The sequence below is a fragment of the Cupriavidus sp. 8B genome (genome assembly GCF_054589115.1).
Genome location: NZ_BAAILO010000046.1, coordinates 13,546 through 37,756, shown reverse-complemented (window position 1 = coordinate 37,756; position 24,211 = coordinate 13,546). Strand labels below are relative to the sequence as shown.

Here is a 24,211-nt window from a genome sequence, read left to right as displayed (position 1 = left end):
GGCGGCCGAACTGCTGGGCATGCCGCAACCCAAGCTCTCCGAGCTATTGCGCGGCAAATTCCGCGGCATTAGCCAGGCCAAGATGATCGAGTGCCTGAACCGTTTGGGGCGCGACGTGGACATCGTGGTGAGGAAGGCCGGTCGCCGAGCGCTGGGGCACACTCACGTAGTGGTTGCCTGACGGCAAAAAAGTCCCAGGCTTACGAGCTCGGCGGGCTAATGACGGTGGCAGCCGCAGCCCCCTGTCAGGCAATCCGGCCAACCAAGGATCTCGCTGAAAACTCATCTCCCTTTACGCGCTTCCAGGCGTGGAAGCGCTCCAGCGCGTTACCAGGGGCTCCAACGCGCTTTGATGCGCTTTACCCCGTGTGGACGGCACCTTCGGAAACAGCCTGCTCCATTGAGCTCCGAACCACCAGATCGCAGGGTAAGGCTCGGGTCCAATGTCTTGGTCGCGCCTCCGGCTGACAAGGAAGGGCCCAGCAGGGGCAAGCCTGCGGAACACGCAGGCCAATCTCGCTCGATGTAGCGGTCAAAGACCATTGATGGGAGCGAGCGACCCTGTTGCCGACATACCCCCGTGGCAAGCCATCTATGCGCGGTTCATTACCCGAGCGCAGATTTGATGCGGCCAAACACATATTGACCGAGGTACCATCCCAACTCTGACTGCGCGAGGATGTCCTGCTCTGTCACTGAGGACGGCTCGAGCTTCATACGTCGCAGCAAGAGCTTGCCCTCTCTCGATGCGAGCCACGTGCGAATCAGATCTTGTCTCGTTCTTGCTTCTGCCGCTTTGAAGTGGTCCAGACCTTTGCGCGAGTCTTCGTTCATACGTGCACGGACCTGATCGTCATGTGATGCGACACTACGAGCAACAGCATTCGTTGTCTCGGACTTTGCGACTTCTTGCTGCTTTTCAACCGCTAGGAGCTTGGTTTGGACCTGGACCATCGTTCGTTCAGCTTCCGATATCTTCCAGTTGTCCCGCAGGGCGCTCATTAGATAGCCGGCGGGACTCTTCTTCACCTGCCCTCGATGAAGCTTGAAGCGGGTGTATTCAACGGCCTGCATGATCCGTTCGTCGGTCCATACCTCACGGTTTTCCGATATCTCGCTGAACTGCCGGGAAGACAGGTTGAACTCGTCCTTGAGAATCTTATAGAGGTGGCTTGCATCTGCCAGGCTAGCCATGACAGCGTCGGCGGTATCCTTTCGCTTGAGCAGGAACCTGATTCGGTCCACCTTCTTCGACGAGGTGGACTCGGCCCGAGTCTCGTAGGAGAGCTCGATGTCCGAGACTTTGTTGATCTCCTGGACCGCCGGCTCTAACCAGTCGCGTTTGAAGTATTTGAATATTGCCGCGTTGGCGCCCATTTTTCCGGGCCACGTACGCATTTCATTTAGCTGGATCCAGTCCGTTCGGCCGACCTGCACGCATGGCAGAACCTTATCGTAGATCGCCCGCGCCAAGCTGCGTGTGAAGGCGGTGGAAATCCTTAAGCTCAGCCAGTGGGACTTGCGCGGGTCACGGATAAGTGGGAGTAAGCGAGGATGTACGTCGAAGCTGACACGCCCCCGGAGAAAACCCACGAGACCTATTAGTTGGACTTGTACCCACAAGTCATCTTCATGGGGTTCCCGGTCCAATGGTGTATTGGTGACGCGAATTTTCGCATTCTGCGCTTCGTCAGCGATGGACCTGAGGTGCTTGATATTGCGACTGTCATAGCGCATCAACCACTTGAAGTAGTTCAGATCAACGTCGTACTGTGCCCGGGGCTCGGGTTCTTGCCCGACAATAAAATACGCTGCGTCAAGGAAGCGCCGCGCCGCAAGCCCCATGTTGACGATTTCAGTAAAGACGTTATTGCGCTGAAATCCGATCTCACGATTGGCCTCGTTGATGGGCAAGCCCAAGTCAAACATGTCCTCGAACAACGCGAGTGCCATCTGTCGAGGCGTTGCGCTTGATTTGACCTCCTCGATATTGTCCGACGCCATAGCTTTCTGCTCGTTGTTCTGGGCTCTGCGCACTTTAGCATGCTTAGGTGAGGTGTCAACACAATGGACCTCACCTTCTGTGTCGCTACGAATCCTTGATGCGCGCTCATTTCTCGCGGCGTCACAACGACTCTCACCTACCCCACAATAAACCTCACCACTGTGACGAGGCGTTTGCCGCCTAACCCTTAGATTGTCGAGGTTTCAAGGAAACGCCATTGTGTTCGCACAGCAAACCTCACCATCGATCGGGTTGCACAATGGACCTCACTTTTGTGTTTCCCTTATCTCACCTAGGCGGCACAAGGACCAGCACCTTACTGCACAACGAGCCTCACCTTTTGCACAGGCAACCTCACCTTATAGAGGATAAGACTTTGATTTTAAAAGGTTTACCGATCTCCTGTTGGTTGGTTGGGTTGTTTACTTCAAATGAAACAAACCAACTAGAAGCCCGCGTGAAGTTGAAAGGTGAGGTTCTTTGTTCACGGTGGACGACTGTTGAGGAACGGTGAGGTTGATTGTGCGAGGCCGCGATTAATCATCCCAGCTTTGCACAATGGACCTCACCATCTGATGTCTCTTATGCTGCGAAAACACGTTCGCCAAGCGTAGTTGAGGGGCTTCGAACTGAACAGGGGCACTGGGTTGGTCGCTGAACTTGCCAATGTGGAGTCAGGGCCATTTTTATGTTGAACAGAGTAGGTACCGCATTGTTCACAAAGCGTCCCTGCCAGGATCAAGTTATCAAAGTGAGGTTATTTGTGCAAATTAACAGGTTAACAACTGCCGCATCCGCACAACAGTGCTCACCTTTGCCTATTCTCTAGGCACGCAGCCCCCACGAGTGCTTCTCCTGCCCATTGAAGGTGAGGTTGTTTGTGCGAGTTCCTGACGAACTCGTGTTCCACATTACTGCGTTTCCGGGACTTAGGGTACGCCGAGCTTCATGGATTGTCGTTTTATAGGCGGCGCTCTATAGGAAACAGCGATTTATGCAGCATATCTCAAGTATTTCCTGTATTCTGAGGTTTATATATTTTTCTGGAAAAACCTCAGAATGGTGAAAATAAGCCAACTTCCTGCTGTAGACCGGACCGTCCCTCTAGAACAAATCAGCAAGTTTGCAGAGAAGGTGACAATTTTCACGAGTGAGCTGCGTGAGACGATTCTGGCGCCCAGGCCCAGAAAAACTGCGCCAATCTTCAAGACAGGCGAGATTGCCGAGATGTGCAACATCTCGCACTCCCAGGTGCAGTATCTTGCGACAAAGGGTGGCGGTGAATTGCCAGCGGGCACAGCCGCAGGAACTGGCCGAACCCGCACCTTCACATTGGCGGAAGCACGCGTTTGGGTCCAGACGGTTTCAGATATTTATCAGACGCCGCTCGTTACTGGAATACGGGAACCGAAAGGGAAGATCATCATTACGGCTCAACTGAAGGGTGGGTCGGCCAAGACAACAACAACGATGTGTCTCGCGCAAGCGCTAACGTTGCGCGGTCGCAAGGTGCTTGTGATTGACCTCGATCCGCAGGCCTCGCTGTCGGAATTGTGCGGCTTATACGCAGAGAAAGACGTAACGCCGGAAGACACCGTACTGCCATACATCTACGATCAAGAATTCGGAGGTGGCCTCGAAGAAAGGGTTCAGTCCACCTATTGGGATGGCCTTGACGTCATCCCGGCGCACACAGAGTTGATTGGCGCGGAGTTCCATCTTCCAGCAATGCAGAAGACGAAACCGGGCTTCAAGTTTTGGACGGTGCTGCGGTCGGGGCTTGAACCGCTGCGGAAGCGTTACGACTACATCCTGATGGACACGTCACCTTCCTTGTCGTACCTAAATCTGAACGCCCTGTTAGCGGCAGATGCAATGGTTATGCCGATGGTGCCCGAGAATTTGGACTTCATTAGTTCGCTGTCCTTCTGGCGCCTGTTCTCGGATGTTTCCAAGAGCTTCATCAAGTATGAGGCGGATAAGAAGTATGACTTCGTCTCCCTTTTGCTCTCGAAAGTCGACTATGGTCGTACCTCATCCGCGCCTATCGTCCGCGCATGGGCCGAAAGCGCTTACGAGAACTGGTTACATTCGATCGAAGTACCTGCCAGTTCGGTCATGAGCACGGGGGCACTGGCTTTCTCGACTGTATTTGACGTCAGCGGTACCCACAGCGCGGCCAAGTCGCTGCAGCGGATTCGGAAACCCCTCATCGATTACTGCCGATGGGTGGACGAAATATTTGAAGAAAAGTGGAGGAACGCGCAATGAGCAATATGCGTGAACAGCTGCTGGCAAAGACGGCCGGCATCCGAAAGACTTCTGCGATCAAGGAGGACGAGGTCAAGCGGACCGACCGCACGCAGACAGCGCCTGGTCTGGCGGGGGCATTGGCTGTGGCTCAAATCCGAGTCCAAGAGCTGGAATCGACTGGGACTTCGTCCCAACTGCCGGTTGCGGAGGTTGTCCCGAACCCATGGCAGCCGCGGAAGGTCTTTAACGAAGCGAAGCTGGGAGACCTAGCCGAGTCAATTCGTGAAGTTGGGTTGATGCAACCCATCGTGGTTCGTCGCGCTGAGTCAGCCTATCAGATTGTGGCGGGCGAACGGCGGTGGCGAGCGCATAAAATTCTGGGGCTCGATACCATCAAGTCGGTCGTTGTGGAGTGTTCCGACTCCGACATGGCTATTCTTGCCCTGGTCGAGAATATCAGCCGAGATGACCTGTCTGACTTTGAAGTCAGCCAGTCTATTCGGCGGTCTGAGAAAGAGTTTCCCGACCGTAAGCGGATGGCGGAAGCGGTAGGTCTCTCCAGAACCGGCCTCTACCAGTTCCTCGCATTCGACAAGCTGCCTGATTTCATCTTGAATGACCTCCATCTGCATCCGCGGCTGCTAGGTGGGAACGCAGCACATGCTCTCGTTGGAGCCATCCGTAAGCATGGCGAAAAAGGAATCGAGGCCGCCAAGGAGATCTGGCCACTGGTCGTTAAAGGAAACATGGATCAGGGGAAGGTGGCCTCGGCGATTGGTGCGCTGGCCACCCGTCGTGCAACCACGGAGTCGGCAAGCGGGCGCAGCATTGACAAGTTCTTCTCGGGAAAGGAACAGGCTGGCTCGATCACCAAGGACATTAACAGCTTCACGGTGAAGATTAAAGCTGGCGTCCTGACCGAGGCGCAAGAGACGCAGATCAGGGAAATGATCAGCCAGATGTTTCATCCCCAGCCAAATTGACCGTGTCATATTCAGGAAGAGCCCGCCCAGAGCGGGCTTTTTTTTGCCTACCTGCGTCGGGCGCTGCACCCCGCGCGTGTACATACTATGTACGCGGCGCGGTAATGCCTTAACCGTCGTAGCATGCTGCACGGATGCTAAGGGAATTGCGCGTGTCCGTTGGCCAACATGCTACCGTGGCGACGTTTGTTGAAGGAGCGGCTGGGTCCGCGACCAATCGCTGTCGCCTCGGCTCCACCGACTCTGCCCTTGCATACCTCGTCTGATCTGCACCGAGTATGTACTCGGTGCCGGGGTATAGCCGGAACGCCTTGCTATGACGACTCCCAGTCAACCGCGCATGCGCTGGCTGGGCATCTATTCCCTAACTGGCAACCCTGCGCCGAGTACATACTATGTACTCGGGATCCGATTCAGCGGCGCGATGCCGCCGGCACAGGCCTGCCGTCGAACCGGTCGGCGACTGCTTGTCGGGGTCCGCTGGCACGAATTCAGTATGGATGGCGCGCTGGCCACTGCATACGAAAGGACGAGACGACCATGACAAGGTAGTCCGCACCAGGCTGCTCAAGCCGCAGGACCCGGTCATGCCACAGCCATCGGCGCAGCAAAGATGATCGGCGGTCTGTGGAGTCGCGCTTCGGTCGCCTCGCATCCGCAAGCTCACGCCGCCCTGAAGGTGACAACGGGACCGTGCCTCTGCCCCAAGCGCGGCAGCGAGCCCGCGCAACTGGCCACCCAGTTCCAACTCGATAACTGCTCCGACGCGTTGATTGCCAACTTGAATGCGAGGCCTCATTCCGGCATCGGGTATATCCATTACCGATCACTCGTGTGGCCGAACTCGCAGCGGCGCGGCACCTCATCTACGAGCAAGCTTTGTACGCTGTTAGGTCTCGCCCCCACGCGAAGGCCAACCCTCAATTTGGGCAGCGCTTGCTATTCGCCGAGTGGTTGTGCCTGCGCAGCGATCTCGACCGTCTCTGGAGCACGAGGACAATACCCGTTTTGCTTGGGGGCTCGACGCGAACCCTATTATGGGGACCGCCATACCGCCTGGTGCGGGACCCGGTCGTTTGGCCACCTTACGCCAATCGGCGCAACGCCAGCTCAAATCCGCTGGCCATGGCAATACCTTGCCACGGCAGCAGATGCGGATCGAACTAACCGCCCAAGGCGGCGGGCAGCAGACTGCTGCTGGTAGGCGAGGCACAAGGGACGACGCAGAATTGCCGATAGTGTGATTGCTGTTCCTCGACGATCCAATCGGCGTCGTACCAGCGGGAGGTCGCCACATGGCCGTCCATGTCAAGGCCTTTCACTTCGTCAGAAGTGTCCAGGAACTGGTCTTCGTGGTAGCCGGCGATGACTGTCGCCGCATCGGGGGACCCCGAGTTCCGGGCAGTCCTTTACCGCGGCCTCCCGCAAGCTGGGCACAGGGCTTCGGGTGACCGATCAAGCCGCTGGCTTGATGCGCGCCATGTCCGATACGCCTGTCGCCCGACGCGAACCCCAGAATTCCGAATGAAAAATATGGCCCAGACCTGCCGCCCCATGTTGCCGCGACATGCCGGCGGTTGCCCATGGGCTCGGCGTGATCTCGAGAGCGTCCTGGCAGGCCATCGTCGAGGAACACGTCTCTCGTATGCGGATGGCGACTCTGCCCCTGCGGCACGCCGATGACCTAGCTCAACTGAGGCACCGAGCGGCCGATGGACTTCTCCGAGTTGGCATGTCGGAAGCCGGCCGCCGCATGCGTTGCCGTGGCATACCGGATTGAGGGTATGTGCCCTCAACGGGCCGCGTCGACGCGAAGTGTCTCGCTAGAAACGATGCTGTCCATCGGCCGACAATGACGGCCCATTGCGGCGTCGACCTCGCAGAACGGGCCCGTTGGATCGGCGAGCCTATCAAGAAACAAACTGGAGACGGCAACTGTCATGCGGCCGTTCTCATGGGATTGATCTGGAAGCCCAGTGCGGCGGCGCGGCGTTTGAGGGCGGCGATGCTGCGCTGGCGCAGCTGTTCCTCGTAACGCTGCTGGCCCTGGTCGACGAAGGCCTCACCGCGGGTCAACATGAAGTACACCATCCGCGCGAGCTTGTGCGCGGTGGCGGTATTGGCGCGGGGCTTGTCCATGCGGGCGCACAGGCGACGGTAGAACGCGCCGAGCGCGGAGTCGCTATGTGACAGCGCCATCGCTGCCATCTTCAACGCCTGGCGTACCCGGTTGGCGGAACGCTTGGTGCCCGAGGACAGCACCTTGCCGCCGCTGATCTTGGTGCCCGGGCACAGCCCCAGCCAGGAACAGAAGTGCTTGACGCTGGCGAAGCGGCTCAGGTCCGGGCCAATCTCCGACAGCAGCTTCATCACCACCGTCACCCCCAGCCCGTTGATGCGCGTGAGGTCCACGCCGGCCCAGTTCGCCAGCGCCTGGCGCACGTCGAACTCCAGACGCGACTTGGCGCCGGCCTTGGGGGCCTTGCCCAGGTCGACGCGACGCGCGCCGCGCTCGGCCAGCAGCGCGCGCAGCTTCGCCTCGCACGCGAGCAGATGCCTGGCAATGTCGTCGTACATGGCCAGCGCCTGGCCCAGGACGAACAGGTGCTCCTCGCGCCAGTTGCCCGTCAGCGCCTTGGTGATCTCCTCGGCGCTGGCCTTGATGCGGCTGTGGCGGTGCCGGGCCAGTACCTTCGGGTCGCGCTCGCCGGCCACGATGGCGCGGATGATCGCCTGGCCGGTCTGCCCCATCACGTCGGTGAGCACCTCGGTGAGCTGGAGATTCATCTGCACCAGTGACTTCTGCATGCGCTGCACCCAGCTCGCCTGCTCGGTGATCAACACGTCGCGCTGACGGGCCACCGCCCGCACTACGCAGACTTCGCCGTCGGGGCGCCAGGCCGCGCGCTGCAACCCCAGGCTCATGAGCTTCTGCAACCACTGGCAATCCTGCACGTCGCTCTTGCGCCCGGGCACGTACTTCATCTGCCGCGCATCGTCAGAAAGCTTCCGCTGGGCCACGTTAGATTTGCGGCCACTGCCACCTCCTCGCGCCGTCCGCGCGTGTGTCTACCTGTCGTATCTGGCGTCGGGTTACCGTGCCGTGCTTTCTCCGTGCACCTGTTCGCTTGGCGTATTCTTGCCGAGCGCTGCGTTTGCTCCCCCTGGTGAGCGCCACTAACGGCCGCTAGTTCTCCTCCGGCGCAAAGTTGGGGCTTCAATCCTTCGCGCCTTGAATGTCACCGAAGAGGCCAAGTGGGGTGCGGCAAAGCCGCCAGAAAGGATGGTGTGGGCCGTGCACTGCGGATCGGGCCGCTGAAGCGACATGTGGCGTCCCCGTCTGCATCCAGGCCGGATACGCAGTTGGCGCGTTTGGCACAATGCATTCCCGCTTGAATAGAAGCCTTTGGGGAGCAAGTCGCCACGGAGTTGAGACCCGCCAATCTTACGAACTTGCGGGTAGTCTTGAGCGCGCAAGGTGCCACCCAGGAAGAAGAATGTCTGGGAACCGCTGCTCGCCGGTCTGGAAGAAAACTGACCGTCCCACGTCGCGGCGCTTGCGCAGGCACGGCCGGAAGGGCACCAACTGTATCCACTAACGCCAGCGTAGTGCTGGCGCTTCATCTCCCCGGTGCCCACTGCGACCACGGCGCAATCCTCGAACCGCAGCGAGACATCGCGGAAGAAGTGAAGTGACGCACAGGCTTGCGAGTTCGGCGGGCTGGCAATGCCGTTTGCACAAACAACCTCACCTTTGGTGGGCAGAACTGCCCGCCTAGCTAGCGATTAGGCAAAGGTGAGGTCCGTTGTGCGCTTGCGGCAACTGGTATCCTGCTGGACATCAGCAAGATTCACCTAAGGGATTTGGGCTGTCATTGCGTGTTCTCCCCACTGAGTCGACCCTAGCGCATGTCGAAGCGACGCATCCGATCTCGACCTGCTTCAAGCCACGCACGCGCGTGGCAAGCAGTTGGCCGTGCAGAATGTGAAGAGCCGGATAGCCTGACCCTGACGGGATGCCGCCACAAGTGCCCCACGCTCGGACTGTATGAGCCCAGGACCGACAGGCGGGGCGGGTCTTTGACGCTAGCGGGCAGTTCAATTCCTCGGCGGTTAAGTTTATGCAGCTCCCTGGCCGCCGACGGAACGCGTCTGCGCAAGACGTACCAGGGACTCGGTCGGGTTCTCGGGGTCCGCAACCCACTCGCCGCGCACCACGCCACCGCTGGCACCGGTCTTGGCGAACGGGGCGAGTGCGGCTTCGAGCCGGGCCGAGTCTGCATGCACTGCCAGCACAGGTAGCGAAACCCCTCTCCTTGCCTAGTGGTACCAGAGCATCGGCCGCCCGTCGCTGCCCCGCATGATTCTGACTCAGCGTCGCTGCTCTGTGGCTTCCAGGGATTTGCTGGGATCGGTGCAAGGGAATAGGGCGGCTCCCTGGCAACATACCCAGCGCAAGAATCATTCCGCTGGGTCCTCATCGCTTATCCCATTGCCAAGCCAGCTTGGTGACGCATGCGGGACACCACATTCATCCGCTAAGTCTTTGAAACTACACAGAAAACATCACCTGCCACATTTAACAGACCCAAAATGTCAAGCAGAATGCTATGCCGATAATTAGTACAAAGACCCTGCATAGCATCTGCCGCGAGGTAGGGAGCGCTATTACCTCGCGTCAAAGTCGATTGTGTGACAAGTGAGTAACTCGGCCGTCGGGCCTCCAAACATTGACTGGGCTCACTGCTCGAGGTGTCGTGCCTCGAATTTCCAAGATGATTCGGACTCGTTTCGCCTTAGCACCCGGCACAGATAGTTTAGGTGAACCGATTTGAGATATTGTCAAATCTGGTGTACTAGGGCTGATCGCGGCCGATTGTCAGGCGGCGAGTTTCTGCTGATCCGGCGGATTGTCATGCGCCGGAGTTCCGTCCTCGTGCCGTCGAGTACGGCGGCTGCCAGTGCAAACCGTCAGCAGCTGGCAGGGTAGGGCGGCGGCCCTGCGCGGTATCGACGTTCGGCGCGATGGCAGAAGCCGGATCGCATGAACTGCGCCGCGATTGCGAGCGGCTGACTCGACTGCTGCTGCGCCGATCGTGGGCGAGCCTGCCGCGGCGTAAACGGCCTTGGATCCGCAGGTCTTCGATCCCGACATCCCGCAGGGCCTCGGCCCTAGATCAAGCCGTGAACGTCTTGTAGATGGTTTGTCCAAGTTCGTTCTTCCCTGCCGTAACTTGAATTCGGGCGAAACCCGAGGCAAATGTTGTCCGTAGTCTGCCATCTACTTCCTTGCGAAACATCCTTCCGATGCGCTGTCTCACAGGCAATGCTATATGCGTCCACTCGCCCGGGTAGCTCAGTTCATTGATAGAGGGAACGGTGAACTCTGTCCCTGCGGGAAGGAGCCCCCTCTCGACGTTGTCGCGCGGGTTGCACAGCAGATGCCAGCGATCGGAGACTTGCCTGGCTGCTGGCAGCGCAATGTCGACCGCCTCGGAGTAGGCCCCGGCCCGGTCCCTGGCGACGATCTCGATCGATGGGTGCGCACGCATCCATGCGGCCACCGCAGTTTTTTCCCTGCCGGCGAACACTTCGATCGGCTCACGTCGCTCCAGGTCGACGATGATCGTTCCGTACAGCGCCATCTGCCTCACGCGCTGAAAGCAATCACGACCGAAGTAGAGAAGAGATGTGCCGCGGCACGCGTTGCCGCTCCGGGCCGGTCGACCGTCGCACGGCGATGGGCTGACTGTCGGGACCAGGCAGCGCTGGAGCTCGCGGCGCTCCCTGCGGCATCGGTCCCGCCTGGACACTTCAATGCTCGCCATCCATTGGACATCGTGCAGGCCGACGACACGTTGGCCGACGTCATCTTGGTCGATGAAGTGTATCGGCGGCCGATAGGGCGGCCCTGGCTCACCCTGGCAGTGGATGTCGCCACCCGCTCGGTTGTCGGGCTGTATTTCGGCATGGGCAGGCCGAATGCGGCGACCGTCGCGCTGCTGCTGACGCGCGTGGTATTGCCAAGGGAGGAGTGGCTTTCCAGCCTGCGAGCTTGGACTGGCCAATGCACGGCATACCCAAGGTGCTCCATCTTGATAATGCCGCCGAGTTCGAGGGCAGGGCGCTCCGGTCAGGCTGCAACCAGCACGGTGTGGAACTGATGTACCGCCCGGCGGGGCGTCCCTATTTCGGTGGGCACATAGCGCGCTTGAACAGAACCATCATGGAGCGCGTTCACAGCCTGCCGGGCTCAACGGGATCCTCTCCAAAGGCGCGCAAAGAGCGAAAGCCCGAAGCTGAGGCGGCATTGACGATTCGCGATTTCGAGCAGTGGCTGATGCAGGAGATCGGCCAGACCTATCATCATGCCTCCCATCGAGGGCTTCAGGGCGCCACCCCATACTCGATGTGGGCGCAGCTCGCCGGCGCCGCACCACCGCCGTCTTTTTCCCAAATCACCCGCCGACGCATTGCGGTTCCTGATTCGATTTCTGCCAATGAAGCAAAGGATCATCCAGGCCGACGGATCGACGGTCTTCTATCTTCGCTACTAGCATCCGATCTTTGCACCTTGGCGAGCAGTGAAGCGAAGGGGCATCGTCAGGTTCCATCCGGAGGACTTGTCGCGGATCTTCGTCAGCGTGGATGGCAAGCACTACACGGAGGCGACCTTTGCCGACCTTCGACGCAGCAGAGTCGCGATGTGGGAGCAACGTAGCGCACTGAAGCACCTGAAGTCGCAAGGACGATCGTACGTGACAGAAGCCTCGCTCTTCGAAGCCATCGAGGAGCAGTGGCATATCGTCGGGCGGCCGAAGGCAAAGAGGGGTATGGCGGAGAGGCGAAGCAGGGGAAGGCGATCTCCACTGCCAGAACCCGGGACGAACGTTGACGAGATGGTGGCCGCCAACGATACGGCGTTCTCGAGCCCAGTGCAGGAGATCGACTACAGCAGGCCGGCATCCATATTCAATCTGGAACAGCAGTGACTGGACATGACCGCCTCGCTGACACATCTTCTACCAGCGACCCAGCTGCCGTAGCCTGGCCGAGCAGTTGCGGGCAGACCTAGTAGCGGGAAAGGTCGTCTTGCAACCCGGGGAGAGAGGCCGTGTGGTTGGCCTCAAGGCAGCGGCGCGACGCTTTCAGCAGGCCTGCCGCGAATTAGGTCTGGGCGCTGGCGACTATCCGCTGAACCAGAAGGACAAGGCTGTACGATCACTGGCCCGCACGCTCAGGGGCTGGCTGCAGGACGATTTTGACCTTGCTGCTCGCGCCGCCGCCCGCCGGATCAAGCCCGCCTCCTTTACGGAAGGGAGGCTGCCTTGTATCATCCATTCTCACGATTTTTGAGAATTCTCACAATCCATGAGAAAAGATGATGCAACAGTGGCGGACCCTTGGCACTTTGCGCGCCCAGAGCTGGCCAACGCGTATCTGCATGTGTTCGATTTGAAGCTCTCCGCAGCCCGCGGCCTGTTCGCGCGCCGGCGGATGGGCAAGACTGAGTTCCTCCGTCGAGACCTGATGCCGGCGGCGGTGGAGCGCGGCTATCTGACGGCGTACACGAACCTCTGGGACAACCGTAATTCGCCGGAGACCGCGCTCGTCGCAGCGCTCACCGAAGCCCTTGAGCCCAAAGGGGCCGCAGTGCTCCTGTCGAAGCTTCGTGCACCAGTCAAGAAGGTGAAAGCCACCGCAAAGATCCCAGGTGGCGTAGAGGGCTCATTGGAGGCTGAGCTGGGTAAGGCGGGAATGGATCGTACTGCGGCCCTGCACGAGGTACTCAGGCAACTCGACCGCAAAAAGAAGCCGCTGTTGCTGGTCATCGACGAAGCGCAGGTCCTAGCGGGCGTGGACCACAGTGATTTTGCCCATGCACTACGCGCGGCACTCGATATTCGCAAGGACCGCCTCAAGGTCATCTTCGCGGGCAGTTCGGAAACCACCTTGCGCGGAATGTTTGCCCGGGCATCGGAGCCATTCTTCAATTGGGCACCGCTCGAGCCGTTCCCCTTGCTTGGCGACGAATTTGTCGCCTTCACGGTCAAGCTGCTGAACAGCATGGCCCGCCAGAAACTGACCCTGGAGCAGGGCAAGCGTGCGTTCGACCAGCTACATCGAACCCCTGAGTTCTTCAAGCGGTTCATCGAGCGGTACATGCTCTATCAACCGCAAGGCGATGTCGCAGCGCTGGCCTACACAAAAGCATCAGTATTCTCCGACGAACATTCCCTCACACAGTGGAGCCAGCTCAAGCCGGCTGACCAGGCGGTGCTGTACCTACTGGCTCGCGGCGAGTCGGACTTGCATTCCAGCGCCGGTCTGGAGAAACTCAGTGTGATGCTCGGCAAGCCCGCCACTCGAAACACGGCAGGCCATGCCCTGCGGCGCCTGCAGGCCGACAATATCGTGACGCGCCTGGCCGTTGGCGAATACCGCATCGAGGACGAAGCCTTCGCCGAATGGATTCGCAGGCGTCCGGCACCATTGTCGGACGCCCAACCATAGATAGCTTCAGCCCAGCGAAGTAAGCATGCGCAATGTAGATCTGGCCGGCTTGCCGGAACCTCAGCGGCTAGTCAGAGGCGTGGCGAATCGTGGACGAGAGCGTGCAAAAGGTTGTGGGCTCCAGGAAGTGCTGCCGCTGGACAAGGGTATTTCGTTCAGCGGCACCCGGGGCCGGATTCGCACTCTTGGAACACAACTGGACGCTGACATCGAGCGTGACATCGCGAAGCTGCCCCAGTCTCCTGCACCTTGGCCAGTTCGACCGCCCCTCCGCGAGGTTCAGGCCCAGTTGCGCAAGACTACAGTCACGGCGCTCAATCACGGCCAAAACTCCGTCAACGTCATGGCCAGTGTCGCTGCCCTCGTCGGCCAACCCGGCTTCGATGATCAACCGCATGGTTTGCTCCCTCCGTCGCGATACCGATCAGCGTAGTCCACACGGAGCCGGCGAGGCGCCCAGATGCTTGAGCGGCCCTCCCTTGGGGGCCTCAACGTTTGCACGCTCTCTGTTCATGATGACACCGTCACGGTGTCTCTGCGGTCGGAATCGGGGGATCCGAGGCCGTGCCTTCCGTCGCTGGGCAACCCCTCCAACAAGCAGCTTGCAAAAGTGAACTATAATTCAGGGGTCCGCCCTGCAGCCATAGCGAACGGGACGAGGTCATAGGCGAAGGGCCGGTCACCTAGGCACGTGTGTAAAGGTAGGCAAGCAGCGGACCGCCCCGGCTTTTGCTGCATACAGGCCCACGGCAACAGCATTGAGCGAGAATAGATATGGGATTGTCAAAGTCCGTCGTGGCGCGCGCCGAGCATCAAGCTGGTGACGAGAAGTTTGCTTCCATCGAGCGCTACTCTTCGGTAGCGCGAACGGTGGAGATACTCTCGGATGCTTGGGGCTTCCTGGTGCTTAGGGAGTGTTTCTTTGGGGTTCGCAGATTCGAGCAGTTCCAGGCTCTGCTGCAGGTTCCTCGTACTACGCTCGTTCAGCGCCTCACGAAACTGACCGAGCTCGGAATTCTGAACAAGATGCCGGTAGGCGGACGGCATGAGTACCGCTTCTCCGACAAAGGCCGCGACCTTTACCCCACCATGCTGTCGCTACTCGCTTTCGGCGACAAATGGCTTGCTAGCGGCAAGCCGCCCCCCTTGCAGCTATTCCATAAGTCCTGCGGCGCGGCCTGCTCGCCGCGCATCGCCTGTTCCCACTGCAATGAGCCCATTGATCCGCGTCGCGTGCGTTATCGGGACGGGCCTGGTGCCGGTAGTGAGATGCGGACGGAGACCAGAAAGCGTTCGCGACGCGCATCCGATCCCACGGTGCTCGAGCGCGTGCGGCCTTGCTCCGTTGCCCGTACGCTGCAGATTATCGGGGACCGATGGTCGTTCTTGGTAATCCGCGAGTTCTTCTACGGTGTCCGGCGATTTGACGAATTTCAGGCCCGCCTGGGTATCGCGACTAACATCCTTGCGGACAGGCTGCAGCGGCTGACGGAGGAGGGAGTCGTCATCAAGCGGCAGTACCAGGAGCGCCCGCCTCGCTTCGAGTACATCATGACCGAGATGGGCTTGGACCTATACGGTTCGATGCTGGTGATGATGCGCTGGGGCGACAAGTGGCTGTCGGGAGGCAAGCCGCCCCTGACTTTGCGCCACAGCAACTGTGATCACGATTTCTACGCATCGGTGGTCTGTGATCAATGCGGCGAGGAACTCAATCCGCGCGACGTCTCGTACACGCTGCGTTATCACCTGGACGATACTGTGGCAGCGGCGGCGTAGGGCGCAAGTCTTCCTCGCCTGGTGGATCCGGAGGCGGCGCGATTCTGTCGGATGCGTCCGCGCCGGTGCCCCTGTCTCGGCAGTTCTTGAGACTCCCCCGCCCTTTGGCAGAGCCATGGTCTCCACGGCCGCCTCCTCTCCAAGCTAAATAACGGCTGTCGCCCGCGTGTAGCTGTCCATTGCGCATGCGCCGGCGTCGCCTCGGCAAGCCGCGCGGCACGCGCACGTCGCAGCCGCAGGGCAAGCGGCCATTCTTCTCCTCTTTGCCTCTCCTGGCATCGCCGGTAACTACGGTTGCCACGCTGCATTCTAGGGAAAACATTACTTGCATAACTGTACTGCAAAATCTATTCTACGCCGAATAAACAGAGTCTGTCAGGCGTTGGGTTGGGTCTCAACGGTTGCATTGAAAGATTTCAGCGATAGGAGATGGAGATGACCAAGACCGGAGTTGCAGTTTCACTGGCGGCGCTGCTTACATTGGCGGCAGGATTACCGAGCCACGCCCGGGCGCAGGCAAAGGTGTCGGACGATGCGGTGCGGATAGGCGTGCTGACCGACATGTCCGGGCAGTTTTCGCACGAATCTGGGGAGGGCTCGGTAACGGCAATCAAGATGGCGGTACAGGACTTCGGCGGGAAAGTGCTCGGCAAGCCGATCGAGGTGGTCGTGGCCGATCACCAGAACAAGCCCGATGTTGCCGCCACGCGGGCACGCGAGTGGTTCGATACCCGGGGCATGGACATGGTCGCCAATCTGATCAATTCGGCTGTCGCCCTCTCGGTCGTCAACGTCGCGAAAGAGAAGAATCGCATCGCGATTGTGAATGGCTCTGGGTCGTCGCGGCTCACTGGAGAGGCGTGTACACCCAACAGTATCCATTACGCCTATGACACCTATGCGTTGGCGACTGGCACCGCCAAAGCGCTGATCGATCAGAAGCTCGATACCTGGTACTTCCTCACGGCCGACTATGCGTTCGGGCATTCGCTGGAAGCCGATGCCATCCAGGTCGTGAAGACTGATGGCGGCAGTGTCATTGGTGCAATTCGCTACCCGGTGGAGTCGAGCGACCACTCGTCGTTTCTTCTGCAGGCGCAGGCCTCCAAGGCAAAGGTGGTTGCGATGGCCGGCTCCGGGAAAGGCTTCGTCAATGCCATGAAAGCTGCATCGGAATTCGGCCTGACCAATGGAAAACAAACGGTCGCAGGCTTACTTGTCTGGGACACGGACATCCACGCACTGGGCTTGAAACAGGCTCAAGGACTGGTTCTCACGACTGCGTTCTATTGGGATCGCAATGAGGCCACGCGTGCGTGGTCGAAGCGGTTCTACGAAAAGATGAACCGGATGCCGCATATGGGCGATGCGGGGGACTACTCGTCGACCATGCACTATCTGAAGGCAATCCAAGCCGCTGGCACCGACGAAGCAGGCGCCGTCATGGCCAAGATGCGGGAAATGCCGATTAACGATTTCTTTGCCACCAACGGCCGTATCCGCGCGGACGGAAGAATGGTGCATGACATGTACGTCTACCAGGTGAAGAAACCGTCCGAGTCCAAGTATCCGTGGGACTACATGAACCTGAAGAAGACGATCCCTGCCGAGGTGGCCTTTCGCCCTCTGGCGGAAAGCAAGTGCCCGCTGGTCCGAAAGTAACAGACGTCGCCAAACATTCAGCGAGGGGCGGCACAGGCTGTGCCGCGGATCGTAGCCGCCGGTTGCTGCGTTTGCAAGCCGGCGGCATTTGGCGCACCCCAACCATAGATGGTCTGCAATGTCATCCTCAATCTTGGTGGTAAGAAATCTGAGCAAAGCCTTCAAAGGCTTCAGCGCAGTCAATGATGTCAGTTTCGACGTGCAGCAGGGCGCCATTCATGCCTTGATCGGCCCCAACGGCGCCGGGAAAACTACCTGCTTCAATTTGCTGACGAAATTCCTGGAACCCACGGCCGGAACAATCCTTTTTAACGGCGTCGATATCACACGCGAGCCGCCAGCGCAGGTTGCCAGACGCGGCGTGATCCGGTCATTCCAGATATCTGCGGTATTTCCGCATCTCACGGTGATGGAAAACGTGCGCATCGGGCTGCAGCGCGCGCTCGGCACCGCATTTCATTTCTGGAGGCCCGCCTCGTCGCTCGATGCGCTCAGAGAGCGCGCCATGGAACTGCTGGACGAGGTTGGACTTGCCGATTTTTCCGACACATTGACCGTCAACCTTGCGTATGGCCGCAAGCGCGCGCTGGAGATTGCCACCACGCTGGCGATGGAGCCGCAGTTGATGCTGCTGGACGAGCCGACGCAGGGCATGGGGCACGAGGACGTCGACCGCGTGACGCAGCTAATCAAGAAGGTTGCTGCGGGGCGCACGGTGCTGATGGTGGAGCACAACATGAACGTCGTCTCGTCCATCGCGGACAAGATCACGGTGTTGCAGCGTGGCGCGATCCTGGCCGAGGGTCCCTACGCGGAGATATCGAAAGATCCGCGCGTGATGGAGGCCTACATGGGGAAGTCGGATGCGGAATTGCAGGGCGCACATTGAGCATGCGGGATATCAAAATGGACAATGGAAATAACACCAGAAGCGCGAAGGTCACCACGAGCCCTCCCGCGCTCGAGATTAAAGGCCTGCACGCATGGTACGGGGAGTCGCACATACTCCATGGCGTGGACCTGGCAGTGAACCCGGGTGAGGTGGTCACGTTGCTGGGTCGCAATGGCGCCGGCCGGACCACCACGCTACGGGCGATCATGGGACTGACCGGCTTGCGCAAGGGATCGATCAAAGTCAATGGCAACGAAACCATCCACCTGCCGACGCACAAGATCGCGCACCATGGCATCGGTTACTGCCCGGAGGAACGCGGCATCTTCTCTAGTCTCTCCTGCGAAGAAAACCTGCTGCTGCCCCCGCATCTGAAATCCAGCACAAGGGGCATGGATAAGCACGAGATATACGACATGTTCCCGAACCTGAAGGAGCGGCGGAATAGCCAGGGGACGCGCCTGTCGGGCGGCGAGCAGCAGATGCTGGCGGTTGGGCGCATCCTGCGTACCGGCGCCAACCTGCTCCTGCTCGACGAGATTTCGGAAGGACTAGCGCCGGTGATCGTGCAGGCCTTGGCCCGCATGATTCTGACGCTCAAACAGAAGGGCTACACGGTGGTGATGGTCGAGCAGAACTTCCGCTTTGCCGCTCCGCTGGCGGACCAGTTCTATGTGATGGAGCACGGCGGCATTGTCGAGCAGTTCCGCTCGACGGAGCTTGAGGCAAAGTTGCCCAAGCTGCATGAATTGCTCGGCGTCTGAGGAATCATGATGACTGAAATCTTTGGCATTCCTTTGTCCGCCATGCTGTCGCAGTTGCTGCTCGGACTGGTCAACGGCGCCTTCTACGCCATGCTCAGTCTGGGCCTGGCCGTGATCTTTGGCCTGCTTAACGTGATCAACTTTGCGCACGGCGCGCTGTTCATGTTCGGTGCCGTACTGGCGTGGATGGGCATGGAATATCTGGGGCTCAACTATTGGGCCATGTTGGTGCTGTCGCCGCTGGTGGCCGCCACACTGGGCGTCTTCATTGAAAAGACCATGCTCCGCTGGATCTACAAGCTCGATCATATCTACGGTCTGCTGCTGACCCTTGGCATTACGCTGGTGATCGAGGGGGTGTTTCGGTCGCGCTTTGGCGTCTCCGGCTTGCCGTACTCGGCCCCAGAGTCACTGACGGGGGCAACAGACGTCGGCTTCATGATCTTGCCGAACTATCGCGCCTGGGTGGTGGCGGCTTCGCTTGGCGTGTGTATGGCGACTTGGTATCTCATTGAGAAGACGAAGCTCGGGGCCTATCTGCGTGCCGGCACCGAGAATCCGAAGATCGTAGAGTCCTTCGGGGTCAATGTGCCGCGGATGGTGACGCTGACCTATGGCTTCGGTGTGGCCCTGGCAGCGTTCGCGGGCGTGCTCGCCGCGCCTGTGATGCAGGTCTCTCCCTTGATGGGCCAGAACCTCATCATCGTGGTCTTCGCCGTGGTCGTCATCGGCGGGATGGGATCGATATTCGGTTCGATCGTCACCGGCCTAAGCCTGGGCGTTGTGGAAGGCCTTACCAAGATATTCTATCCGGAGGCGTCGTCTACCGTCGTCTTCTTCGTCATGGTCATCGTGTTGATGCTACGTCCGGCAGGGCTGTTTGGAAGGGAGAAATGATGAGCGGTCAGACTGCAATCGAGGTAAAGGCAGGCCGCCAGCGCCTGTCCTGGGTGCCGAGCGGGAAAATGTCGCTCCTGTTGTATAGCATCATGTGCGTGGTGCTGGTGATGGCCCCGTTTCTCGGCGCATATCCAGTATTCGTGATGAAGGTGCTCTGCTTCGCGTTGTTCGCGTGTGCCTTCAACCTGTTGATCGGTTACACCGGGCTGTTGTCCTTCGGGCACGCCGCCTTCTTCGGTGCGGCAGGCTATGCCGCCGGCCATGCCATGAAGATGTGGGGCGTCACACCTGAGGTCGGACTGCTTCTCGGTGTCGGCGCCGGCGCAGGCATCGGGTACTTGGTCGGCGCGCTTGCGATTCGCCGCCAAGGCATCTACTTCGCGATGATCACGCTGGCACTTGCCCAGATGCTGTTCTTCTTTTGTCTGCAGACGCCGCTCACGGGCGGCGAGGATGGACTGCAGGGCATTCCCCGCGGGAAGCTGTTCGGCCTGCTTCCCCTTGCCGACGACACGACGCTGTACTACGTTGTGCTAGTGGTCGTCATCGCAGCGTTCGGCTTGATCGCACGTATCGTGCATTCTCCCTTCGGCCAGATTCTCAAGGCGATCAAGGAGAACGAGCCGCGCGCGATTTCACTGGGCTACGATACCGCTCGCTTCAAGTTGACAGCCTTTGTCCTTTCCGCCGCGCTCTCCGGCCTGGCAGGCGCAATCAAGGCGCTGGTGCTTGGCTTCGAGACCCTGACTGACGTGCATTGGTCGATGTCCGGTACCGTGATTCTGATGACGCTAGTGGGCGGGCTCGGCACGCTGACTGGCCCGATCGTCGGCGCCTTTGTGATCGTGGCACTGGAGAACAAGCTCGGCGACATCGGCGACTTTCTGGCGTCGACAACAGGCATCGCGTGGTTCGGTTCGCTCGGCGAGTCGGTATCCATGGTGATCGGGCTAATTTTTGTGATCTGCGTGCTGACATTTCGCAACGGAATCGTCGGCGAGGTTGAGTCGTGGTGGCAGCGCAGCGGCGGCAAAGGTGTGGATAACGCTCCGCATTTATAGCATGGGGCCGTGGCCCGCATGGCGCGTGTGGCGTGTATGCAATTTGCGGGCGCCTGTGTTTGGGCGCCGGACCGGCTACACCCGGTTGCGGGTGATGTGATCGGTCAACAATGCAAGCTAGCCGTGCAGGATTCTTGCCCGTGAACAGCGAAATTTTCCTTGCGCCACGCCCACAATAGTCTAATAATGCAAGTTACTAAGGCATACGATTCTTGCGATGAAAAACTTTGAATTTCATAGCACTCGTTCGATGGTGGTTGAACGTGGAGGGGCATCCAAACTGCACGAGCGCGTGGGCGCAATGGGTTGCCGTAGTGTGCTATTCGTCACCGATGCGGGTCTGATCGAGGCTGGCATGCTCGATGCCACGCTGCAAGGATTTGCGCGTCAAGGCTTACGGACCACGGTCTTCTCTGAGGTCCAAGCGGATCCGGCAGAGAGCGTGATTCTTGCCGCGGTTGCGGCGGCGCGGGCAAGTGCCGCGGACTGCATCATTGGCTTTGGGGGAGGCAGCTCGATGGATGCGGCCAAGCTCGCTGCGCTGCTCGCGCGCAGTGGCGAGCCGTTGGCGCAAGCCTATGGGGTCGGCCAGGCGAAAGGTCCCCGCCTCCCGTTGATCCTCGTTCCCACGACCGCTGGTACGGGCTCGGAGGTGACGCCGATCTCGATCGTGACTACTGGTGTCGGAGAGAAGAAAGGCGTAGTTTCGCCGCTCCTGCTACCCGACGTGGCGCTGCTCGACGCCGAGCTGACGCTGGGCCTGCCCGCGCATGTCACCGCGGCCACAGGCATCGACGCGATGGTTCACGCGGTCGAGGCTTACACCAGCAAGCGGCTGAAGAATCCGATCTCCGACTGCCTGGCGCGTGAGGCGCTGCGGTTGCTGTCAGGCTCGATCCATCAAGCCTGCCGTGAAGGCACAGATCTATCGGCGCGCGAGAATATGCTGACTGGTGCATGCTTGGCCGGCATGGCGTTCGCGAATTCGCCCGTCGCTGCGGTGCATGCACTGGCGTATCCGGTTGGCGCGCGCTTCCACGTGCCGCACGGCTTGTCGAATTCGCTGGTCCTGGCACCGGTTATTCGCTTCAATTGCGTCGCTGCGGCACCTCTGTATGCGGAGTTGTCGGGGATCGTTTTACCGGGGGTTTCGGGGAACGAAGAGCAAATGGCAGCCGCGCTCGCGACGTATCTGGGCGATCTGGCGGGACAACTGGGCCTGCCGACACGCTTACGAGATGTCGGCATCGAGGCCAAAGATATTCAACTACTGGCCGAAGATGCCATGAAGCAGACACGCTTGCTGGTGAACAACCCGCGGGAAATCTGTCTTGAAGACGCGGTGTCCCTATACCAGGAGGCGCTATGAGCGAGAAAGCTGCACCAACGCGCCGCGAGGCATACCGGCACTTCACCGCCATGCCGACCCGCTGGGGCGACAACGACTCGTATGGGCATGTCAACAACGCCGTCTATTACGCATTCTTCGACAGCGCCGTCAATCGCCACTTGATCGAGCAGGACGCGCTCGACATTGAAAGCAGTGAGATTGTCGGGCTCGTCATCGAGACGCGTTGCACGTTCTTCTCGTCGATGGGGTTCCCCGACACCGTGAACGTTGGGCTGAAGGTGGTGCATCTCGGCAACAGTAGCGTTCGGTACGAGATTGCGCTGTTTCGCAACGATTCGGAGATCGCCTCGGCGGTTGGCCAGTTCGTGCATGTCTATGTGCAGCGGGCCAGCAACCGGCCGGTACCCATTCCCGAACGAGTCAGGGCGGTCTTGCAACCGTTGGTCGGCTGACATCCTCGACCACCGAAACAGAACAGGCAGCAAACTGGAGGGACAGAAAGATGGAAATGGCAGGCGAAGCGCGGCTACAGGCCTCGCGCGAGTTGGTATGGGACGCATTGAACGATCCGTCCGTACTACAGGCCAGTATTCCTGGATGCGAATCGCTGGAGAGAACCGCAGACAACGAGTTCACGGCGACGGTCGTCTCCAAAGTCGGCCCCATCAAGGCGCGCTTTGCCGGCAAGGTCACCTTGTCCAACATCACCGCACCGAAAAGTTATACGTTGACCGGAGAGGGTTCAGGCGGCGCCGCTGGATTCGCGCGGGCGGACATCGAAGTGTCGCTTGACGCGCTCGAACCGACCGTCACGCTTCTTCGCTATGGCGTGAAGGCAAACGTGGGCGGAAAGCTTGCTCAGCTCGGTTCCCGCATGATCGACGCCGCTGCACGAAAGTCTGCCGACGATTTCTTTGCGCTGTTTGAAAAGCAGGTGGACGGGTTGGCCGCGACAGCCGCGCCGGCGGTAAATGGCGCAGCGTTTGATGTCGAGGCGTTGATGATGCCAGTGACCGAGGAGCCTGTGGTGGTAAATGCGCCGGCTGTGGCCATGCCGGCGGCGGCACTGGCTGCGCAAGCAGACTTCGCTCCATCGGCGCCAGCTGCACACGCTCCCCATCTGGTGCCGCCGGCTGCGGTCCAGCCGTCAGCTGCGGGATACCAGGCCGAAGTGATGGACGTCCTAATGTCCGAGAAAATCAAGGTTTGGATCTCGGACCAAGTTGCCGTCGTCACCTTGAACCGGCCAAACAGTCGCAATGCCATGACCTACGCAATGTGGCTTGCCCTGCCATCAATCATGGCGGCTCTCGACCGGAACCCGGACGTGCGCGCGGTAATTCTCACCGGCGCGGGCAAGGACTTCTGCGCGGGAGCCGATATTCCTGAGTTCGAGAAGGTCAGGGCCGACGTGGCCCAGGCCACCGCCTACGAGGTTGCGGTGGACGCCTGCTGCGATGCGATCGCGAAGATCTCGAAGCCCACGATAGCGGTCCTGCGGGGCTACTGCCTCGGTGGTGGCGCGCACCTGGCCATGTCGTGCGACTTCCGCTTTGCGGCCTACGACGCGATGTTCGGCATTCCCGCCGCGCGCCTGTCGATCATCTACGGTGTCAAAGGCACACGCAAGCTGCTGTCGCTGGTCGGGCTGCCACAGGCCAAGCGGATTCTCTACGGCGCACAACGATTCGATGCCGCCCACGCTTTGCGGATTGGCTTTGTCGATCAGGTCGCCGGATCCGCCGCGGAGAAAGATGGAACATCCACGTCCATCTGGGAGCGGATCTTCGGCGCGAAGCGCCGTCCTGCAGACGGCGACCCGATGGCCGAGGCTCGTGCCTTCGCTACTTCGCTTGCCGGCAATGCACCACTCAGCATGGGGGGGGCAAAGTACTTGCTCAACGGCATGGCAATGGGGACGGGAGTCCTGGATCTGGCGCGCTCGGAAGCGCTGATCGCTGCCGCAGCGGGTAGTGATGACTACCGCGAAGGCCGCGCTGCGTTTGCCGAGAAGCGTGAGCCGAAATTCCAAGGGCGTTGACGGAGA

Annotated in this window: 20 protein-coding genes and 1 pseudogene; 16 read left to right on the top strand and 5 right to left on the bottom strand. The window is 59.8% G+C overall.

What is annotated here, in order from left to right:
• On the top strand, positions 1-181 hold a 181-nt coding region (locus ACYP5B_RS04905; RefSeq protein WP_459568777.1), incomplete at its 5' end, for a helix-turn-helix domain-containing protein.
• A gap of 425 nt (positions 182-606) precedes the next feature.
• Here ACYP5B_RS04905 and ACYP5B_RS04900 read toward each other — a convergent pair.
• A complete protein-coding gene (locus tag ACYP5B_RS04900) occupies positions 607-2,004 on the bottom strand; it encodes a replication initiation protein (protein WP_459568776.1) in 1,398 nt (465 codons plus the stop codon).
• Between the two features lie 1,060 nt (positions 2,005-3,064).
• Between ACYP5B_RS04900 and ACYP5B_RS04895 the strand changes: the two genes are divergently transcribed.
• Together ACYP5B_RS04895 and ACYP5B_RS04890 are read left to right on the top strand one after the other, a co-directional pair.
• Complete coding sequence (locus tag ACYP5B_RS04895) at positions 3,065-4,276, top strand: ParA family protein (RefSeq protein ID WP_459568775.1); 1,212 nt, start codon at positions 3,065-3,067, stop codon at positions 4,274-4,276.
• On the top strand, positions 4,273-5,241 hold the full coding sequence (locus ACYP5B_RS04890; protein WP_459568774.1) for a ParB/RepB/Spo0J family partition protein: 969 nt from the start codon (positions 4,273-4,275) through the stop codon (positions 5,239-5,241). Before ACYP5B_RS04895 ends, ACYP5B_RS04890 begins: the two co-directional genes overlap by 4 nt.
• Positions 5,242-7,033: 1,792 nt before the next feature.
• Here the strand turns inward: ACYP5B_RS04890 and ACYP5B_RS04885 are convergent.
• The 4 genes and pseudogenes from ACYP5B_RS04885 to ACYP5B_RS04870 all read right to left on the bottom strand — a co-directional run bounded on the left by ACYP5B_RS04885 (position 7,034) and on the right by ACYP5B_RS04870 (position 10,886).
• Entirely contained in the window at positions 7,034-7,183 is a 150-nt protein-coding gene (locus tag ACYP5B_RS04885) for a hypothetical protein (protein WP_459568773.1), read from the bottom strand.
• Positions 7,180-8,238, bottom strand: a pseudogene (locus ACYP5B_RS04880) (IS110 family RNA-guided transposase); the annotation flags it as partial. The pseudogene ACYP5B_RS04880 and the gene ACYP5B_RS04885, both read right to left, overlap by 4 nt.
• A gap of 1,122 nt (positions 8,239-9,360) precedes the next feature.
• Positions 9,361-9,528: a hypothetical protein gene (locus ACYP5B_RS04875; protein ID WP_459568772.1), complete on the bottom strand. Its 168-nt coding sequence runs from the start codon at positions 9,526-9,528 to the stop codon at positions 9,361-9,363.
• Between the two features lie 890 nt (positions 9,529-10,418).
• A complete protein-coding gene (locus ACYP5B_RS04870; RefSeq protein WP_459568771.1) occupies positions 10,419-10,886 on the bottom strand; it encodes a transposase in 468 nt (155 codons plus the stop codon).
• A 422-nt stretch (positions 10,887-11,308) separates the two neighbouring features.
• On the opposite strand from ACYP5B_RS04870, the gene ACYP5B_RS04865 reads away from it, so the two are divergent.
• From ACYP5B_RS04865 to ACYP5B_RS04805, 13 genes are all read left to right on the top strand, one after another.
• Positions 11,309-11,962, top strand: a complete 654-nt coding sequence (locus ACYP5B_RS04865; protein WP_459568769.1) for a hypothetical protein — start codon at positions 11,309-11,311, stop codon at positions 11,960-11,962.
• Positions 11,963-11,999: 37 nt separating this feature from the next.
• A complete protein-coding gene (locus ACYP5B_RS04860; RefSeq protein WP_459568768.1) occupies positions 12,000-12,233 on the top strand; it encodes a hypothetical protein in 234 nt (77 codons plus the stop codon).
• Positions 12,234-12,357: 124 nt separating this feature from the next.
• Complete coding sequence (locus ACYP5B_RS04855; protein WP_459568767.1) at positions 12,358-12,597, top strand: hypothetical protein; 240 nt, start codon at positions 12,358-12,360, stop codon at positions 12,595-12,597.
• Between the two features lie 15 nt (positions 12,598-12,612).
• Positions 12,613-13,755: an ATP-binding protein gene (locus tag ACYP5B_RS04850; protein WP_459568766.1), complete on the top strand. Its 1,143-nt coding sequence runs from the start codon at positions 12,613-12,615 to the stop codon at positions 13,753-13,755.
• A gap of 774 nt (positions 13,756-14,529) precedes the next feature.
• Positions 14,530-15,534, top strand: a complete 1,005-nt coding sequence (locus ACYP5B_RS04845; protein WP_459568765.1) for a winged helix-turn-helix transcriptional regulator — start codon at positions 14,530-14,532, stop codon at positions 15,532-15,534.
• A gap of 435 nt (positions 15,535-15,969) precedes the next feature.
• The gene (locus ACYP5B_RS04840; protein WP_459568764.1) at positions 15,970-17,196 is read left to right on the top strand and encodes an ABC transporter substrate-binding protein; all 1,227 of its coding nucleotides are present in this window, start codon (positions 15,970-15,972) and stop codon (positions 17,194-17,196) included.
• A gap of 118 nt (positions 17,197-17,314) precedes the next feature.
• Complete coding sequence (locus ACYP5B_RS04835; RefSeq protein WP_459568780.1) at positions 17,315-18,085, top strand: ABC transporter ATP-binding protein; 771 nt, start codon at positions 17,315-17,317, stop codon at positions 18,083-18,085.
• Positions 18,086-18,102: 17 nt separating this feature from the next.
• Positions 18,103-18,852: an ABC transporter ATP-binding protein gene (locus tag ACYP5B_RS04830; RefSeq protein ID WP_459568779.1), complete on the top strand. Its 750-nt coding sequence runs from the start codon at positions 18,103-18,105 to the stop codon at positions 18,850-18,852.
• A gap of 6 nt (positions 18,853-18,858) precedes the next feature.
• Entirely contained in the window at positions 18,859-19,749 is an 891-nt protein-coding gene (locus ACYP5B_RS04825; RefSeq protein ID WP_459568763.1) for a branched-chain amino acid ABC transporter permease, read from the top strand.
• A 68-nt stretch (positions 19,750-19,817) separates the two neighbouring features.
• Positions 19,818-20,813 (top strand): branched-chain amino acid ABC transporter permease, encoded by a 996-nt coding sequence (locus ACYP5B_RS04820; RefSeq protein ID WP_459568778.1) that lies wholly within the window; start codon positions 19,818-19,820, stop codon positions 20,811-20,813.
• Positions 20,814-21,030: 217 nt separating this feature from the next.
• Positions 21,031-22,182: an iron-containing alcohol dehydrogenase gene (locus ACYP5B_RS04815; protein ID WP_459568762.1), complete on the top strand. Its 1,152-nt coding sequence runs from the start codon at positions 21,031-21,033 to the stop codon at positions 22,180-22,182.
• Positions 22,179-22,616: an acyl-CoA thioesterase gene (locus ACYP5B_RS04810; RefSeq protein WP_459568761.1), complete on the top strand. Its 438-nt coding sequence runs from the start codon at positions 22,179-22,181 to the stop codon at positions 22,614-22,616. Before ACYP5B_RS04815 ends, ACYP5B_RS04810 begins: the two co-directional genes overlap by 4 nt.
• 50 nt (positions 22,617-22,666) lie before the next feature.
• Positions 22,667-24,205, top strand: coding sequence for an enoyl-CoA hydratase-related protein (locus ACYP5B_RS04805; RefSeq protein WP_459568760.1), 1,539 nt, complete (start codon positions 22,667-22,669; stop codon positions 24,203-24,205).
• Positions 24,206-24,211 lie beyond the last annotated feature (6 nt).